The sequence below is a fragment of the Dietzia cinnamea NBRC 102147 genome, assembly GCF_001571065.1.
GTDB classification, from domain to species: Bacteria; Actinomycetota; Actinomycetes; order Mycobacteriales; family Mycobacteriaceae; genus Dietzia; species Dietzia cinnamea.
The window spans coordinates 1-15,714 of record NZ_BCSW01000038.1 but is presented as its reverse complement, the minus strand read 5'-3'; the positions used below and the strand labels follow the sequence as shown (position 1 = coordinate 15,714).

Annotated in this window: 14 protein-coding genes, 3 tRNA genes and 1 riboswitch; of the genes, 9 read left to right on the top strand and 8 right to left on the bottom strand. The window is 71.0% G+C overall.

Going from position 1 to position 15,714, the window contains the following annotated elements:
- The first annotated feature begins 29 nt into the window (after positions 1-29).
- The 6 genes from DCI01S_RS12275 to DCI01S_RS12250 all read left to right on the top strand — a co-directional run bounded on the left by DCI01S_RS12275 (position 30) and on the right by DCI01S_RS12250 (position 6,346).
- Positions 30-1,046: an NADP-dependent oxidoreductase gene (locus DCI01S_RS12275; RefSeq protein WP_061229488.1), complete on the top strand. Its 1,017-nt coding sequence runs from the start codon at positions 30-32 to the stop codon at positions 1,044-1,046.
- Between the two features lie 92 nt (positions 1,047-1,138).
- Entirely contained in the window at positions 1,139-2,506 is a 1,368-nt protein-coding gene (locus DCI01S_RS12270) for a polysaccharide pyruvyl transferase family protein (protein ID WP_061229487.1), read from the top strand.
- Between the two features lie 103 nt (positions 2,507-2,609).
- A complete protein-coding gene (locus DCI01S_RS12265; protein WP_061229486.1) occupies positions 2,610-3,968 on the top strand; it encodes a TrkH family potassium uptake protein in 1,359 nt (452 codons plus the stop codon).
- Positions 3,969-3,987: 19 nt separating this feature from the next.
- The gene (locus tag DCI01S_RS12260; RefSeq protein ID WP_061229485.1) at positions 3,988-4,626 is read left to right on the top strand and encodes a potassium channel family protein; all 639 of its coding nucleotides are present in this window, start codon (positions 3,988-3,990) and stop codon (positions 4,624-4,626) included.
- Between the two features lie 141 nt (positions 4,627-4,767).
- Positions 4,768-5,748 carry an NAD(P)H-dependent flavin oxidoreductase gene (locus DCI01S_RS12255; RefSeq protein ID WP_061229484.1) on the top strand — a complete coding sequence of 327 codons (981 nt, stop codon included), beginning with the start codon at positions 4,768-4,770 and terminating at the stop codon, positions 5,746-5,748.
- A 4-nt stretch (positions 5,749-5,752) separates the two neighbouring features.
- The gene (locus DCI01S_RS12250) at positions 5,753-6,346 is read left to right on the top strand and encodes a PadR family transcriptional regulator (RefSeq protein WP_061229483.1); all 594 of its coding nucleotides are present in this window, start codon (positions 5,753-5,755) and stop codon (positions 6,344-6,346) included.
- Here DCI01S_RS12250 and DCI01S_RS12245 read toward each other — a convergent pair.
- Together DCI01S_RS12245 and DCI01S_RS12240 are read right to left on the bottom strand one after the other, a co-directional pair.
- Entirely contained in the window at positions 6,304-7,581 is a 1,278-nt protein-coding gene (locus DCI01S_RS12245; protein ID WP_061229482.1) for an LLM class flavin-dependent oxidoreductase, read from the bottom strand. The genes DCI01S_RS12250 and DCI01S_RS12245 overlap by 43 nt on opposite strands.
- Positions 7,571-7,670, bottom strand: a riboswitch (TPP riboswitch). (Overlaps the previous gene by 11 nt.)
- Before the next feature lie 6 nt (positions 7,671-7,676).
- Entirely contained in the window at positions 7,677-8,723 is a 1,047-nt protein-coding gene (locus tag DCI01S_RS12240; protein ID WP_061229481.1) for an NAD(P)H-quinone oxidoreductase, read from the bottom strand.
- A gap of 116 nt (positions 8,724-8,839) precedes the next feature.
- Between DCI01S_RS12240 and DCI01S_RS12235 the strand changes: the two genes are divergently transcribed.
- Positions 8,840-8,925: transfer RNA gene (locus DCI01S_RS12235), tRNA-Ser, on the top strand.
- Between the two features lie 27 nt (positions 8,926-8,952).
- Here the strand turns inward: DCI01S_RS12235 and DCI01S_RS12230 are convergent.
- From DCI01S_RS12230 to DCI01S_RS12215, 4 genes are all read right to left on the bottom strand, one after another.
- On the bottom strand, positions 8,953-9,918 hold the full coding sequence (locus tag DCI01S_RS12230) for an alpha/beta hydrolase family protein (RefSeq protein ID WP_375545444.1): 966 nt from the start codon (positions 9,916-9,918) through the stop codon (positions 8,953-8,955).
- A gap of 175 nt (positions 9,919-10,093) precedes the next feature.
- Positions 10,094-10,642, bottom strand: coding sequence for a hypothetical protein (locus DCI01S_RS12225; protein ID WP_061229480.1), 549 nt, complete (start codon positions 10,640-10,642; stop codon positions 10,094-10,096).
- 95 nt (positions 10,643-10,737) lie between these two features.
- Positions 10,738-12,483, bottom strand: coding sequence for a bifunctional metallophosphatase/5'-nucleotidase (locus DCI01S_RS12220; RefSeq protein ID WP_244881723.1), 1,746 nt, complete (start codon positions 12,481-12,483; stop codon positions 10,738-10,740).
- Between the two features lie 118 nt (positions 12,484-12,601).
- Complete coding sequence (locus tag DCI01S_RS12215) at positions 12,602-13,666, bottom strand: histidinol-phosphate transaminase (RefSeq protein WP_061229478.1); 1,065 nt, start codon at positions 13,664-13,666, stop codon at positions 12,602-12,604.
- A 104-nt stretch (positions 13,667-13,770) separates the two neighbouring features.
- On the opposite strand from DCI01S_RS12215, the gene DCI01S_RS12210 reads away from it, so the two are divergent.
- A tRNA-Ser gene (locus DCI01S_RS12210) sits at positions 13,771-13,862 on the top strand.
- Positions 13,863-13,914: 52 nt separating this feature from the next.
- Positions 13,915-13,987 (top strand) — tRNA-Arg (locus DCI01S_RS12205).
- An 82-nt stretch (positions 13,988-14,069) separates the two neighbouring features.
- On the opposite strand, the gene DCI01S_RS12200 is transcribed toward DCI01S_RS12205, so the two are convergent.
- Both DCI01S_RS12200 and DCI01S_RS12195 read right to left on the bottom strand, forming a co-directional pair.
- The gene (locus tag DCI01S_RS12200; protein ID WP_061229477.1) at positions 14,070-15,056 is read right to left on the bottom strand and encodes an HAAS signaling domain-containing protein; all 987 of its coding nucleotides are present in this window, start codon (positions 15,054-15,056) and stop codon (positions 14,070-14,072) included.
- Positions 15,056-15,400 (bottom strand): PadR family transcriptional regulator, encoded by a 345-nt coding sequence (locus DCI01S_RS12195; RefSeq protein ID WP_007633348.1) that lies wholly within the window; start codon positions 15,398-15,400, stop codon positions 15,056-15,058. The genes DCI01S_RS12200 and DCI01S_RS12195 overlap by 1 nt, the downstream gene beginning before the upstream one ends.
- Between the last annotated feature and the right edge of the window lie 314 nt (positions 15,401-15,714).

The window sequence follows — 15,714 nt, the reverse complement described above, 5'->3', positions numbered from 1 at the left end:
CCCGCCGCGAGGGCGCGTAGACAGTAGAGATGACGACCAGTACGCAGATCCAGCTCGCGAGCCGTCCCACCGGATGGCCGACCCACGACAATTTCCGCACGGTCACCGTCGACCTCCCCGAGCTCGCCGAGGGCGAGGTCCGGGTGGCCAACGAGTTCATCTCGGTGGATCCCTACATGCGGGGCCGGATGAACGAGGGACGCTCCTACATCCCGCCGTTCGAGCTCGACGAGACCATGACCGGCGCGGCCGTGGGCAGGGTCGTCGAGTCCCGCTCGGACGACCACCCCGTCGGCGCGGTGGTCCTGCACAACGACGGGTGGCGCGACGTCGCCCAGGGTGACGCCCGGCAGTTCCGCGTGGTGCAGGAGATGGACGGGGTGCCGATCTCGGCCTACCTCGGCGTCCTGGGCGCCACGGGCCTCACCGCCTACGTCGGGCTGTTGCACATCGGCCGGTTCCAGGCCGGCGAGAGCGTGTTCGTCTCCGGCGCGGCCGGGTCGGTCGGTTCGGCGGTGGGGCAGATCGCCACGCTGATGGGCGCCTCGAAGGTCGTCGGCTCGGCCGGCAGCCCGGAGAAGGTGGCCACGTGCGTCGAGCGCTACGGGTTCGACGCGGCGATCAACTACAAGGAAGGCCCGGTCCGGAAGCTCCTGCGCGAGCACTTCGGCAGCGAGAACGGCGAGGGGATCGACGTCTACTTCGACAACGTGGGCGGTGACCACCTCGAGGCCGCGCTCGACCTGATGAACGACGGGGGCCGACTGGCCCTGTGCGGCGCGATCAGTTCGTACAACGCCACCGAGCGTGCGCCGGGGCCGGACAACATGTGGCAGGCCATCACCCGCGGCCTCACCCTGCAGGGCTTCACGGTGAACAAGTACATGCATCTGTTCAAGGAGTTCGCGGAGAAGGTCGGCCCGTGGGTCGCCTCGGGCGAGATCGTGTTCGACGAGACCGTCGTCGACGGCATCGACAACTCGGTCGACGCGTTCCTCGATCTGATGAAGGGCGCGAACGTGGGCAAGATGCTCGTGCGGATCTGATCCCACCGATCTGACCCCCAGTCCGGTCCGGCGGCCGGCGGCGGTCTGACCCGGGCGGCGGGGCCCCACGGGGGTGCGGCAGGGTTGACGTCATGACGCCGACTCGCCGAGCCGCGCCCGCCGCCCGCCTGAGACGACGGGCCCGACGCCGGCTCGACGCCGTGCGCGCCACCGCGGACGCGCGGTGGGGCCGGCCGCGGGAGGGCCACCGGCCCGTGTACCTCGTCGCTCCGGCCGGCCACCCCAACCACGGCGACGAGCAGCTGTTGGCGGGGTGGCTGCGCTACCTGCGGCACGCACTGCCGGGGACGCCCGTCGTGGTGGACTGCCACACGCCCGGCCAGGCGGCGGTCCTGCACCATTCCGAGCACCCGGACGTGCTCTTCACCGACACCCTGTGGCGCCTGGCCTCCGAGCACACCGGCGCCGACGAGGCGATCGGGTTCTGCCGCGCCGCGATGGGCGACCCCGGGCTGCGTCCGGCGCTGGCCACGGGAATCGACCTGCTACGCAGCGCGTCTGTGGTCCACCTCATCGGCGGCGGCTTCGTCAACGACCTGTGGCCGCATCACCTGGGCGTGGTCGCGGCGGCGGGGGAGGCCGGCCGGGCGGCGGGCGCGCGCGTGGTGGCCACCGGTCAGGGGTTCGTGCCGTGCGGGGACGCCGGACGGTTGGCGGGGGCGTTGCGCGACTACGACCTGGTCACCGTCCGTGACGCCGACTCGTTCGAGCTCCTCGCGGGCACGGGGGTGCCGGTCCGCCACGTGGCCGACGACGGCTGGCTCGCCCTGTCGGCGGCGGGTGTCGTCGAGGCCGGCGACCACCCCGTCTACTCGCCCGACCCGGACGCGTGCCGCGACCTGGTGCTCTGCGCCCAGTCCGACCTGGTGGAGCCGGAGGTCCTCGCCGCCACCGTCGCGCGGATCCTCGCCGCGTGGGCGGTGCCGGGCGAGCGGATCACCGTCGTCGAGTCGATCCCCGGTGGGGACCGGGTGGTGTGGGACAGGGTGTGTGCGCGCGCCGCGGCCGCGTCCGGTGCCGACGGTGGACGGGGCGGAGACAGCGACGACGACGAGGTGGGCCGCGCCCTGGCTGACCTGCGGTTGGCCCGTGCGCGTTTCGTACCGTTCCAGGAACTGTGGGCTACGGGTCTGCCCGCCCGGCCTGGGCAAGTCTGGCTGACCACCCGTTTCCATCCGCATCTCTTCGCGGCGGCCCGCGGGGCCTCCGGGGTGGCATTGCGGTCGGGGTCGGCCTACTACGACGTCAAGCACGGGTCGCTGCTCGCCGCCGGGTCGCGGTGGAGTTCTGTGGCGGCGGACGAGGACCCGCGCTCCGTCGTCTCCGGGGTGCCCGCGGCGGGTGGCGTCGATCCGGCCGCCGTCGCCGCGCTCGTGGAGGGCGCGGAGCGGTTGGCGCAGGAGATCTACGCGGGGGTCGTGGGCCGCACGCTGCGGTGATACGCAGGCGGATCACCGGGCGCGAACACCTACTGTTCATCGGGGGCGCCGAGGTCTACTGTCTGACCTCGTGACTGCGTATGGGCGGGTGTCACCGTCTGTGATGCGGCGGTGGGCGGGCTGGGCGACGTTGAGTCCGGTCCGGGTCGTCGCCCTGAGTTTCGCTGCGGCGATCGCGGTGGGGACCGGGTTGCTGCTGCTGCCCGCGGCGGTGGCGTCCGGCGGCGCCACCAGTGTGACCGCAGCGCTGTTCACGGCGACGTCGGCGATGTGCTTGACCGGGTTGATCGTGGTGGACACCCCTGTGCACTGGTCGGGATTCGGTCAGGCGGTCATTCTGGGGCTGATCCAGGTCGGTGGCCTGGGGATCATGACCATGGCCTCGTTGGTGGGGCTGATGTTGGCGCACCGGATCGGACTCAAGGCACGGTTGAACACCGCCGCCGAGGCCCGGGCGGCCGAACTCGGCGACGTGCGGGGCGTGGTCGTGGGCGTGGTCCGGATGAGTCTGCTGATCGAGGCGGTCACCGCGGCGGCGCTGGCGATTCGTTTCGCGGTCGGGTACGACGAGCCGGTGCTGCGGTCGCTGTGGCTGGGCGTGTTCCATTCGGTCTCGGCGTTCAACAACGCCGGGTTCGCGCTGTACAGCGACAACGTGATCGGCTTCGCCACCGATCCGTGGATCTGTGTGCCGTTGATGGTGGCCGTGATCCTGGGCGGGTTGGGCTTCCCGGTCCTGTTCGAGGTGGGGCGGCGCATCCGTCGGTCCGGGTCGGCGGCCAGGGAGCACCCGCGGTGGAGCCTGCACACCCGGCTGACCGTGCACGTCACGGTGATCCTGCTGCTGGCGGGGTTCGCGGCGGTCCTGGCGCTGGAGTGGACCCGCACGCTGCAATCGTTCGGTTTCGCCGACAAGGTCCTGGTGGCCGCGTTCCAGGGGACGATGCCCAGAACCGCCGGCTTCAACAGCGTCGACTACGCGCAGATGGACGATGCCACCCTGCTCGTGACCGACGTGTTGATGTTCATCGGAGGCGGCAGCGGAGGCACTGCGGGCGGGATCAAGGTGACGACCTTCGCACTTCTGCTGTTCGTCATGGTCGCCGAGGTGCGGGGCGAGAAGACGGTCACGATCTTCGACCGTCGTGTGGACACCCGCGTCCAGCGCCAGGCGTTGGCCGTGGCCCTCATCGGTATCGGATTGGTGACGGTCTCGACCATCGTGCTCCTGGCGGGGACGCCGTTCGGGCTTAATGAACTGCTGTTCGAGGTCACCTCCGCGTTCGCCACGGTGGGGCTGTCCACCGGCATCACCGCGCAGCTTCCCGAGTGGGGTCAGTGGATACTGATCGGACTGATGTACCTGGGCCGGATCGGCCCGATCACCATGGTCAGTGCCCTGGCCGCTCGCCAGCGCGGACGACGGTACGACCTTCCCGCAGAAAGGCCTCTCATTGGCTAGGAAATCAGCGCCGGACGCCGTGGCAGTGCTCGGTCTGGGTCGGTTCGGCAAGTCGCTCGCTCTGGAGTTGATGTCCCAGGGCGCGGAGGTGTTGGGCGTCGACGCGAGCGATGCGGTCGTGCAGAAGATCGCCAACCGCCTCACGCACGCGGTGGTGGCCGACACCACGGACGAGGAGTCCCTACGTCAGTTGTCGGTGCACGAGTTCGATCGCGCGGTGGTGGGGATCGGCTCCGACCTCGAGGCCAGCCTGCTGACCGCCTCGGCCCTGATCAATATGGGCGTGGCGAACGTGTGGGCCAAGGCGATCAGCAACTCTCACGCCAAGATTCTCACGCAGATCGGTGTGCATCATGTCGTGCGGCCGGAACACGACATGGGCAAGCGGGTGGCCCACCTGGTCCGCGGCCGGATGATCGACTACATCGAGTTCGATGACGGATTCGCCATGGTCAAGACGACCGCCCCCGCGTTCGCGACGGGTCGCAGTCTCGGTGCGACCTCGATCCGCACGGACCACGGCGTGACCGTGGTGGCGATCAAGCGTCCCGGGGAGGGCTTCACCTACGCCGCCGCCGACACGATCCTGCACCCGGGGGACACCATCATCGTCTCCGGAAAGGTGCGCGACACCGAACGCTTCGCGGAGCTGTCCTAGACCGCGATTCCCGTCCGTGAGGTGTGGGTTCTGTCGCTGACGCGAGGCGGACGTCTTTTGTGCAACTAGTTGCACAAAAGCCGGCGCGACCGTACGGTCGGGGGAGAAGTCTGCTCCGCCCCGCTCTCGAAAGGACTGCTCATGGCCCTTCCCTCCGTGCTCGCCGGCCCGCTCACCGTCCCGGTGGTCGCCTCGCCGATGTTCATCTACTCCGGCCCCGAGCTGGTGGCCGCGCAGTGTCAGGCGGGGGTGATCGGGTCGTTCCCGGCGCTCAACGCGCGGCCGCAGTCGGCGCTGGCCGAGTGGATCGAGCAGGTGCGGGAGAGCAACGAGGCGTTCGCCGCCGCGAATCCCGACCGGTACGTCGCCCCGTTCGCGGTCAACCAGATCGTCCATCGCTCCAATGATCGGCTCGAGCAGGACCTGGCCACCGTCGTCGAGCACGAGGTGCCGATCGTCATCACCTCCCTCGGTGCGCGCGAGGAGGTCAACGAGGCCGTCCATTCGTACGGCGGCATCGTCCTGCATGACGTGATCAACGACCGGTTCGCCCGCAAGGCCGTCGAGAAGGGCGCGGACGGGCTCGTCGCGGTGGCCGCCGGGGCCGGGGGCCACGCCGGCACGCAGTCCCCGTTCGCGCTGGTGCAGGAGATCCGCGAGTGGTTCGACGGGCCGCTGCTGCTGTCCGGGGCGATCGCCCACGGGCGGTCGATCCTCGCCGCGCAGGCGGCGGGCGCGGACCTCGCCTACGTCGGCTCCGCGTTCCTGGCGACGGAGGAATCGCGGGCCACGCCGGAGTACAAGCAGATGATCGTCGACAGTACGGCCGACGACATCGTCTACAGCAACCTGTTCACGGGCATCCACGGCAACTACCTGCGGGGCAGCATCGAGGCCGCCGGCCTGGACCCGGACAACCTACCGGAGTCGGACCCGTCGGCCATGGACTTCGGCTCCGGCGGGTCGAACGACTCCAAGGCGTGGCGCGACATCTGGGGCGCCGGACAGGGCGTGGGCGCCGTCCGCTCCACCGGCACCGTCCGCGACCTGGTCGACCGCCTGCGGGGCGAATACGACGAGGCGCTGGACGCCCTCACCGCCGGCGTCGGCGCGCTGCGCTGAGCCGATGTCGCTGAGGTTCGCGATCCTCACCTCGCTCACCGAGCGGGAGGGCAGCGGGATCGAACTCGCCCGACGCTTCGACAGGTCGATCGGGTACTTCTGGCCCGCCACCCACCAGCAGATCTACCGCGAACTCGACCGGCTGGCCTCGGCGGGCCTGATCCGGGAACTGCCACGGGACGGCCCGCCCCGGCGCGGACAACCCAGGCGGTTCGCGGTCACCGACGACGGCCGCCGATCGCTGGTCGAGTGGATCGGCGAGGACGACGCCCCGGACGTGACGCGGTCGACCCTCGCCGTCCGCGTCCGGGCCGCCGCCGCCACGGGCCGGACCGACGAGGTCCGTCGCGCCCTCGAGCACCACCGCGCCCGGCGGCAGGACAATCTCGAGCGGTACCGCGAAATCGAGAAGCGGGACTTCTCCGCCGTCGACCCGTCCGATCCGCGGGGCGTCCTCCAGCACCGCGTCCTCTCGCTGGGGATCGAGGAGGAGCGGGCCTGGCTGAGGTGGTGCGACGAGACGTTGGAGGCGCTGGACCGGCTGCCGCCGCCGGCTCACCGGGCGAGTAGCTCTCGGAGGGTCGACGCCCCGTCGTAGCTCGTCCGGAACAGTCCGCGGCGCTGCAGGACCGGGATCACGAGATCCACGAAATCCTCCAGACCGTCCGGGTAACTCGGAGGCATGAGGTTGAACCCGTCGGCCGCGCCCGCCCGGTACCAGCGCTCGATCTCGTCCGCGATCGACTCTGGCGTGCCGAGCATCGTGCAGTGCCCGCCGCCCGCCGCGAGGGTGCCCAGCAGCTCACGCACGGTGGGCGAGTCCTTGCTGATGATCCGGAGGATGGTCTCGTAGCGGCCCTGCGGTCCCGCGAACTCGGCCGGCGGCGGCAACTCCGGAACAGGCGCGTCGAGCTCCCAGTCGGAGCAGTCCTGCCCGGTGAACATCGACAGCTGGGCCAACGACTCCTCGACCGGCAGCAGGGCGTCGAGCTCGGCCTTCTTCTGACGGGCTTCCGCCACCGTCGATCCGACATACGTCACCAGCCCGGGCATGACGACCAGCGAGTCCGCGTCCCTGCCCGCCGCCCGCGCCCGCCGCCTCAGGTCCGCCGCGTACGCCGACGCGGACTCGTCGTCGTACGCGACGGCGTAGATCCCCTCGGCGTGCCGCGCCGCCAGGTCCCGGCCCGGATCCGACGACCCGGCCTGGAACAGCACCGGCCGACCCTGCGGCGACCGCGGCACGGTGAGTGGTCCGTCGACCAGGAAGTGCTCGCCCGCGTGGTGCACCGTCCGCACCTTCGCCGGATCGGCCCACAGCCCGCCGCGGTCGAGGACCAGCGCGTCGGCGTCCCACGAATCCCACAGGGCGAGGGCGGCCTGCACGAACTCCTCGGCCCGCTCGTACCGCTCGGTGTGCCCCGGCAGGGCGGCCATCCCATGGTTGCGCGCCTCCGCGTCGAACATGGAGGTCACCACGTTCCACCCGATCCGCCCTCCGCTGATGTGGTCGAGCGACGCCAGCATGCGGGCGGCGTGGAAAGGCGTGAAGAACGTGGTGGACACGGTGCTCACCAGCCCCACGTGCCGGGTCGCGCGCGCCATCGCCGACAGTGCGGTCAACGGCTCCAGGAACCACCACGAGCCGCTGGCAGGATCTCCGACGGAGTGGCCGTCGGCGAAGAACACCGCGTCGAGGCAGCCCCGCTCGGCCGTCCGGGCCAGCTCCTCCCAGTAGGCGATGTCGCCCAGCCGCTCCACCGGGGAGTCGGGTCGGCGCCATGCGGCCGAGTGATGGCCGCATCCGAACAGGAACGCATTGATATGCAGCATGGGACATCCCTTCGCCGGCATTACCCGGAGCAGGTTCGACGGGTCTCATCTCAGCCGCCCCCTTCTGGGCGGCACCCCGTGTCGTGACCCTGAGACTAGACCCCGTCGACGGTCAGCAGGATCTTCCCGTGCGACTCCCCGGACTCCAGCAGGGCCAGCGCCTCGGCGGCCCGCTCCAGGGGGATCTCGCGCGAGACCCTCGTGGTGACGTCGCCGGCCGCGATCATCGGCCACACGTGATCCACGACCTCCCGGCAGATGCCGGTCTTCCCGCCGGGGCCGTCCACCGGCCGCGCCCGCAGGTTCGTGGCGAGGACGCCGGCCCTCTTGGGCAACAACCTGCCCAGGTTGAGCTCCCCCTTCACCCCGCCCTGGAGTCCGATGACGACCACGCGACCGTCCGGCGCCAGGGACGCGATGTTCGGCTCGAGGTACTTCGCGCCCATCACGTCGAGGACCAGGTCAACGCCACGGCCCCTCTCGTCGTCGTCGGTCCATTCCCCGACCCGTTCGACGAAGTCCTCGTCCCGGTAGTCGATCACCAGCTCAGCGCCCAGCTCGCGACACATGGCCACCTTCTCCGGCCCGCCGGCCGTGGTGGCGACCCGGGCGCCGAGCGCGCGGCACACCTGGATCGCATGGGAGCCGATGCCGCCCGCGCCGCCGTGGATAAGCACCCGCGGCGCGCCCAGTTCGATCCGGCCCCAGTGCGCGTCCGCCGCGAGGACGCCCCGTCCGAGCCCGCCGGTCATCGCCAGGTTCGACCACACCGTGCACGCCACCTCGGGGAGCGACGCCGCCTCGTGCAGCGAGACCCCCGCCGGAACGGGCATGACCTGGCCCGCCGGGACGGCGACCTTCTCGGCGTACCCGCCGCCGGCCAGGAGGGCGCACACCGCGTCTCCGACCGCAAGGCCCTCCACGCCCTCGCCGACCGCCGAGATGCGCCCGGAGCACTCCAGGCCCAGGATCTCCGAGGCGCCGGGCGGCGGCGGGTAGTGCCCCTTGGTCTGTAGGAGGTCGGCACGGTTGACGGCCGACGCCGCCACGTCGATGAGCACCTCGCCCGCGGCCGGGACCGGGTCGGCGACCTCGGTCAGATACAGGGAGTCGGGACCGTTGTCGTACGCGATGGCCTTCATGCCCTCGACGGTAGCCGGACTGCGTGAGGGCGGGCGAGGTGAACTAGCATGGGCGACGTCGTACAGCCGGTTCCACGTGGAACCGGCGGGGCCGCGCGTGTCGTGGCCGGCGGCGGGGAAGTGTGGCAGAGCGGCCGAATGCACTCGCCTTGAAAGCGAGCGTGCCTGAACAGCACCGGGGGTTCAAATCCCTCCACTTCCGCACAGGGCCCGGCTCTCGAGGGGCGGGTCAGGCGGTGGTCTCGCGCAGATCGGACGCCGAGACGTAGCGGATGATCTCGAGGACCCGCGTGTAGGAGCGGGACTTTCCCGACACGATCGAGGTGTGGTCCTCGTCCTCGAACATGACGATCTTGGCCCTGCCACCCCGACGATTGACCTCGTCCACGTAGCGCTGGGAGTTCTCCGGCGCCACGGTGACGTCCTGCCTGCCGTGCAGCGCGATCACCGGGGTCCCCGTGTCGATGTTCTGGATGGGATCCACCGATGCGTAGCGGCTCGACACCTCGTCGGGTGTGCCCCCGAGCACGGTGACGATCCTGTCGTCCCCGTGGGTGGCCCCGTAGGTCATGTCCAGCGGCCCGGCGATCGAGATGGCGCGGGTGGGGCGGAAGCTGGGCTTGGAACCCACCTCCCCGTCCTCGAGCCGGTGTCGGGTCGCGGCCCAGACGGCGAGTTGTGCGCCGGCTCCGTGGCCCACCACCACCTCGTCGTCGGTGGTGATCTGCGGGAACCTTCTGTCGACCTCGGTGACGTGGTCGAGCGCGTCGGCCACGTCGCGGAAGGTGATGGGCCAGCCGCCGCCCGACCCGATGTGTCGGTACTCGATGTTGTAGACCGCCATCCCGCGGCTGGCGAGATCGCGGGCCAGGTGATCGAACGAGCCCGCCCCGCTCTCCTTGTGCCAGGCCCCACCGTGGATGAGCACGGCCAGTGGGATGGAGTCGACCTTCTGGTCACCTGCCGGGAGGTAGAGGTCGGCCCAGTTGAGCTCCGGGTCGGGAGCGGGGTAGCGGGTGGGGTACTCGAAGCGCTGCACCGTCACCTCGTCCAGCCGCACCGGGCCGGCGTACGTCGGTTCGACCACGGGGGCCGCGCTCGTCGTCATGCATCCGGCGAGGAACAGCGAGCCGACCGTCAGGGCCGCGCCGAGCACGGCCGACCGTCTGTGCCTGCTGCGATCTCGTCCTGACATGGTGCCCGCTTCCTCAGGAGTAAATAAGGCTGGAAATCCTTTTTCTCCATGTGGACACGTCAGCGAAGCGCGGAGGTGTGGCCGGAAGTTCGGAGAGTGAAGCCCATCTTACAAATTTTCGGAGGATTTCGGTGTTCCGGGTGTCCCCGGATCCTCCACGCCCGGTCACGTACCGTCAGCGGCCACCTGCCCGGGGCTCGTCCCCTCCCGGCTCGGCCCCGTCCTCCGCGACGGCACCGTCGGCCCCGGGCAGGCCCGCGCCGACCCCGCCGACGTCGGTGATCGTCCAGTCGGAAGCGCGGTCCATGGTGACCGTGTAGGTGGCCGTCGCCGCGACGCCCTCCGGGGTCTGCTTGCTCCGGGACGTCATGTCCACGAAGACCTGGACGACGAACGTGTCCCCGTCGGTCTCCGAGACCTCCGCGGCGAGCAGGCGTGCGGTGGAGGTGTACTCCATCCGCGTCAGCCAGGGGCCCACCACGTCGACGGCCGCCTCGAGCTTGGGGGCGAGCTGATCGCTCACGCCCTCGGAGAGGGCGTCGCGCCACCCGTCGAGGTCCTCGTAGTCGACAGCGGAGACCGCCATCGCGTACTCGGAGGCCGCCTCCTCGGTCGCCGCCTCGGTGTCGAGCCGTCCCTGCAGCTGCGCGAGCCGGGCGTCCGAGTCGTCGGTGGCCCAGAGGGTGGCGAAGACGGCCGCGGCCACGAGCGCCACGACGGCCACGACCGCGAGGACGCGCGTCGATCGCCACCACGGCTTGATCCGGGCGCTGTCCAGGGCTACCCCAGTGCGCTGAATCGGGTGTGCGACCTCGGGTGTCAGTCGATCACGCGGACGCGGCCGGGCTCGGGCGCCCGCAGCGGGCCCTCGTCGGTCGCGTAGCGGATCACCGCGTCGAGATCGGTCAGGCCGGCCTCTCGGCGGTCCCCGCGCTCGGCCAGCACCGAGCCGCCCCACTCCGGGGAGGAGAGGAACTCGCTCACCACGACGGTGTACTCCCGCCTGGGATCGATCGGCTCGTCGTCGACCTCTATCTCCGTCACCCGGTCGCCCGCGGGGCGCCCGGCGTCGACGGTGTAGCGCACGTTGGCCGACACGGCGGGACCGTTGCGGCCGATGTCGTCGGCGAAGTGGTTGAACGCGGCGCGGAGTTCCTCGCCGGTGACGGTGACCAGGTACAGGCGGTCGCCGTAGGGCTGCACGGTGTGCAGTGTGGCGTAGTCGAGCGGGCCCGCGGGCAGATCGGTGCGCAGCGAGTCGGGGTTGGACACGGCGAGCTGCGCGCCCCGGCCGCGGGTGGCGGAGAGCTGCGCATCGGCGATGAGGTCGGCCAGCGGGGACTCCCCGTCGGCGTTCATGGCCCGGCCGATGGTCTCGTCGGCGGTGCCGATGACCTCGCGGGCCTCGGGCGCCGCGGCGGCCTGTGCCTGGCGGACGAGTTCCTCGGTCCCGGGGTCGGGCTCGATATCCAGGTTGACCGTCTGGTTGAACGCCGAGGTCTGCGGGCGCACCACGTCTCCGGTGGCGGTGTCCACGGCGAGGTCGACGACCGTGACCGACCGGCCGTGGGACGCCGGCGCCACGACGATCCGCTCGTCGTTCTCCGAGTCGAAGACGCGGCACGTGGCCGGGCCGCCGGAGGCGCCCACGATGAGGGCGTCGACGGCCGGGTTGAGCTCTTCGACGAGTTCGAGGTCGGTGAGGGCCTCGGGGCAGGAGCCGGGGTCGAGATTGCCGTGGGCGCTGTCGGACTGGACCAGGGCGACGATCGTCTCGACGCCCAGGAACCGCAGCGACTCCACCGTCTCGTCGATCGCCCGGAGGGGGTCCGTCAGGCGGGTCGTGGTCTCCGGGACGGACTCGGACGGCGCGGTGACCGCCACGACCCCCACCCGGACGTCACCGACCCGGTGGATGGCGAACGGGAACGTCGGGGCCGCGTCGTGCGACGGGATGACGTTGGAGGCCAGGAACGGGAAGGCCGCACCGCGGAAGGGCGGCAGGGGCGGGTCGACCCGACAGTCCTCCTCCGTGAGGCAACCCGGCTTGACCAGTGAGCGGACGTGGTCGGCGCCCTTCTCCAGCTCGCGCCGGCCGATGCCGGCCCCGTCCACGCCGAGCCGGTTGAAGAACTCGACGGTCGGACGGTCGCCCAGGAGCGCGGCCTCGGGCGCGGTCCCGCCGATCGAGTCGCCCGTGGCGAGCAAAAGTGTGTTCTCGGCCTGGGCGCGGAGCTTACCGATGGTGGCGGCGAGGTGGGGCCCGCCGCCGGCCGGTCGGACGTTCCCGGAGCCGTCCCGCAGCTCGCCCTGGAAGCCGACGGGACGGGAGAGCGCGCCGGAGAACTCGCCGATCCCGAGGACCCGCACGGTCGTGGTCTCGGCGGCCGGGCTCCACGGACGCCCGGTCTCGCTGGTCCGGGCGTCGGCACCCGGTACGGCGACCAGCGCGGACACGAGGGGCGCGAGGGCGAGGGGGATCAGCGCCCGGCGGGCGGGGCGTCGGGACCCGGGCGTGGATGGGGCTGCGGGACTCGCCTCACGGCGGGGACCTCGCAGCTGCACACCGACTCCTGGGGGATCGTGACCCGCGGCTCTCGCGGGACGGGCGCGACGACCGGGGCGTCGCGTCCAAACCCGACCCATCGTGCCGCCGCGAGGTCACGGGACCCCGCCGGAAGCATCACATTCTGGACACGAATTCTCGGGCGGCCGCGAGGAACCGGTCGTTCTCGTCCCGGTCGCCGATCGTCACCCGCACCCCGTCGCCGGCGAAACACCGCGTGACGACACGGTGGTCGCGGCAGTGGGCGTCGAAGTCGGACGCGGCCTCCGCGAGCGGGAGCCAGACGAAGTTCGCCTGGGTGTCCGGGACCGCGTGGCCCATGTCGAGCAGCGCGTCGCGCACCCGCGAGCGCTCGACGACGACCGCGTCGGTGCGTGCGCGGAGTTCGTCCCCGGCCTCCAGGCAGGCGATCGCCGCGGACTGGGCCAGCGAGCTCACGGAGAACGGCACGACCATCTTCGCGACCGGCACCACGAGGTCGACGGGGCCGACGAGGTAACCGACGCGCAGACCCGCGAGCCCGTATGCCTTGGAGAAGGTGCGCAAGGAGACCACATTGCGACGGGCCATCACCTCCGCGACACCGTCCACCTTGTCGTCGTCGTCGCCCCTCACGTACTCCACATAGGCCTCGTCCAGCGCCACCGTGACCCGCTCGGGGACACGGTCCAGGAACGCGCGCAGTTCCGCGCGCGGAACGGCCGGCCCCGTGGGGTTGTTGGGGGTGCAGACGAAGATCAGGCGGGTCCGGTCGGTGACGGCCCCCGCGATCGCGTCGAGGTCCAGCGACCCGTCGGCGCGGTTCGGGATCGACACGGGCACGGCGTGGGCGATGCGGGAGATGATCGGGTACGCCTCGAAGGAGCGCCAGCCGAAGATCACCTCGTCGCCCGGAGCGCACACCGCCTGGACCAGCTGCTGGCACAGGGCCACCGAGCCGCAGCCGGCGGTGACGTTCTCGGCGCCCACGTCCAGGAAGTCCGCCAGGCGCTCGACGAGTGCGCGGGAGGTGATGTCCGGGTACCGGTTGGCCGCCGCCGCGGCGTCGGCGATCGCCGCGGCCACGCTCGGCAGCGGGCCGGCGGTGGTCTCGTTGGACGCGAGCTTCACGGCGCCGGGCACGGACGCACCGGGCACGTAGGCGGGGATCGCGTCGAGGTCACTGCGCACGTCAGGGGACATGCCTACAGAGTAGGACCAGCGGTTCTCGGGCCGGTGTCCGGCCGTTTTGCGAACCGGCGGGACGTGTGTGTACTGTAAATCCTCGTTGGCTCGCAGAGCCTCCAGGAGGCGTGCCAGAGCGGCCGAATGGGACTCACTGCTAATGAGTTGTCCTCCTAAAAGGGGACCGGAGGTTCAAATCCTCTCGCCTCCGCCATGCCGGAAGCCCGGGAGACCGGACTTCTGGCACGACAGAAGAATATGAATATGCGCCCGTAGCTCAATGGATAGAGCACTTGACTACGGATCAAGAGGTTAGGGGTTCGAGTCCCTTCGGGCGCACAAGTGCAGGAGACCCCGCCACCGGCAGAGATGCAGGAGGCGGGGTCTTCTCGTCGGCGGTGGGGGACGGCCCGGGCCGGCGTCACTCGTTCACAGAGTGGCGCCGGAACGTCCGCACGGTCTCGACCTGGTCCCACACCACGATCACCCAGACGGCCGCGACCAGCCCCCAGCGGATGGCGGTGGCCGGGCCGCCGTCGCCGTCCGCGGGGAGGAGATCCGGGTGCAGCACGGTCTGCTGGCTCAGGACGAGGGCGGTGAGGAAGACGCCGAACACGATGTCGGTGGCCATCTCGAGCGCGAGGCGGCCGCGCGACCGTCCCGGCCGCGCCAGGCGCCACACCTGGATGAGCGCGAGCGCGCCGATCAGGACCAGGTAGCTCACGACCCAGCCGGTCGGGATGCCCGGGTTGATCAGCGGCTCGCCCCCGTTGAGGTGGCCGATGTAGAGGAACGTCGACGGGATGAACGGCACGCCGGCCAGGAGCGCCAGCATCACGAGCGAGACGATCGCGTCGGCACGCGTGTCGGTTCCGCTGCCCGGGCGGTCGAGGTCGTCCGGATCCCAGGTCGGCGTCCGCGAGAGCGCGTTGCGTGCGCCCTCCGGGGTGGTTCGCTCGATGATCACCACCACGAGTGTCCACGCCGCGAAGGTCCAGAGGAGGGCGGCGGACGCGGAGGTGATGAGCTGGGCGATGAGGTCGCCGAGCTGGGGGACAGGCGTGGTGGAGACGTAGAGGATGCCGCCGGCCACCGCGGCGATCGTGCCGACGACGGGCACAAGCCACCGCAGAACGCGAGACCACACGGGGTAGACGTCGGGCCCGACGAGGTACTGACGCACGCCCGAATACCGGCGCGCGAGCTGCGCGGGGTCGCCCAGGCGACGCAGGACCGTGTGCTCGGCGGTGGCGGTATCGATCCGGCCGTCGGGGCCGGTGTCGGCGTCGAGTTCGGCGGCGATCATGTCGTCGATGGTCGCGGCGATCTCCTCCGAGATGTCGCCGCGCTGGCCCTCGGGGAGGTGGCGGACCACCTCGGCGATGTAGCGATCGGTGAGTCGGGGCATCACGCATCCGCCTTCCGCAGATCGTCGTAACCGGCGCCCAGCGCCAGCCATTCGGTGTGCAGCCGCTCGGCGGTCTCGGCGCCGAGGGCGGTGGTCTCGTAGTACTTGCGGGGCCGGGGGTCGTCGGTGCGCCAGGTCGACGTGAGCAGGCCCTGGCCCTCCAGGCGGCGCAGCAGCGGGTACAGGGTGTTGGCCTCGGTGACGATGCCGACGTCGGCCAGCGTGGTCAGCAGTCCGTATCCGTACTTGGGCGTCCGGCACGCGATGAGGCTCGCCAGCACCACGGATCCCCGCCGGATCTCCTGGAGGTGGGTGCCCTGTACTGCGTCTACCTCGTCGTCCATGTCTCACACCATAGTGTGCGACGCACACTATGTAAATGGCGCACACCGTGTCCGCCGCGCGGGGTCGCCCGCGCGGGACCGTGGCATCTCTCCAGGGGGGTATGACGGGGGCGACGACGACGAGGTCGCCGCTCGCCTACGTGTGCGCACGCTCGGAGCGCGTGGATCTGCGCCATTCGAACCCTTGTGCACCTGTCGGCGCGCCGGTATGATCGAACTATAGTTCGACATTGGTGGTCATTGTTCGGTGTGGCGCTCGGCGGGGGGTGGGGGTTGGTGACGACGGCGAGGACGTTGTTCGCGGTCCCTGAGGG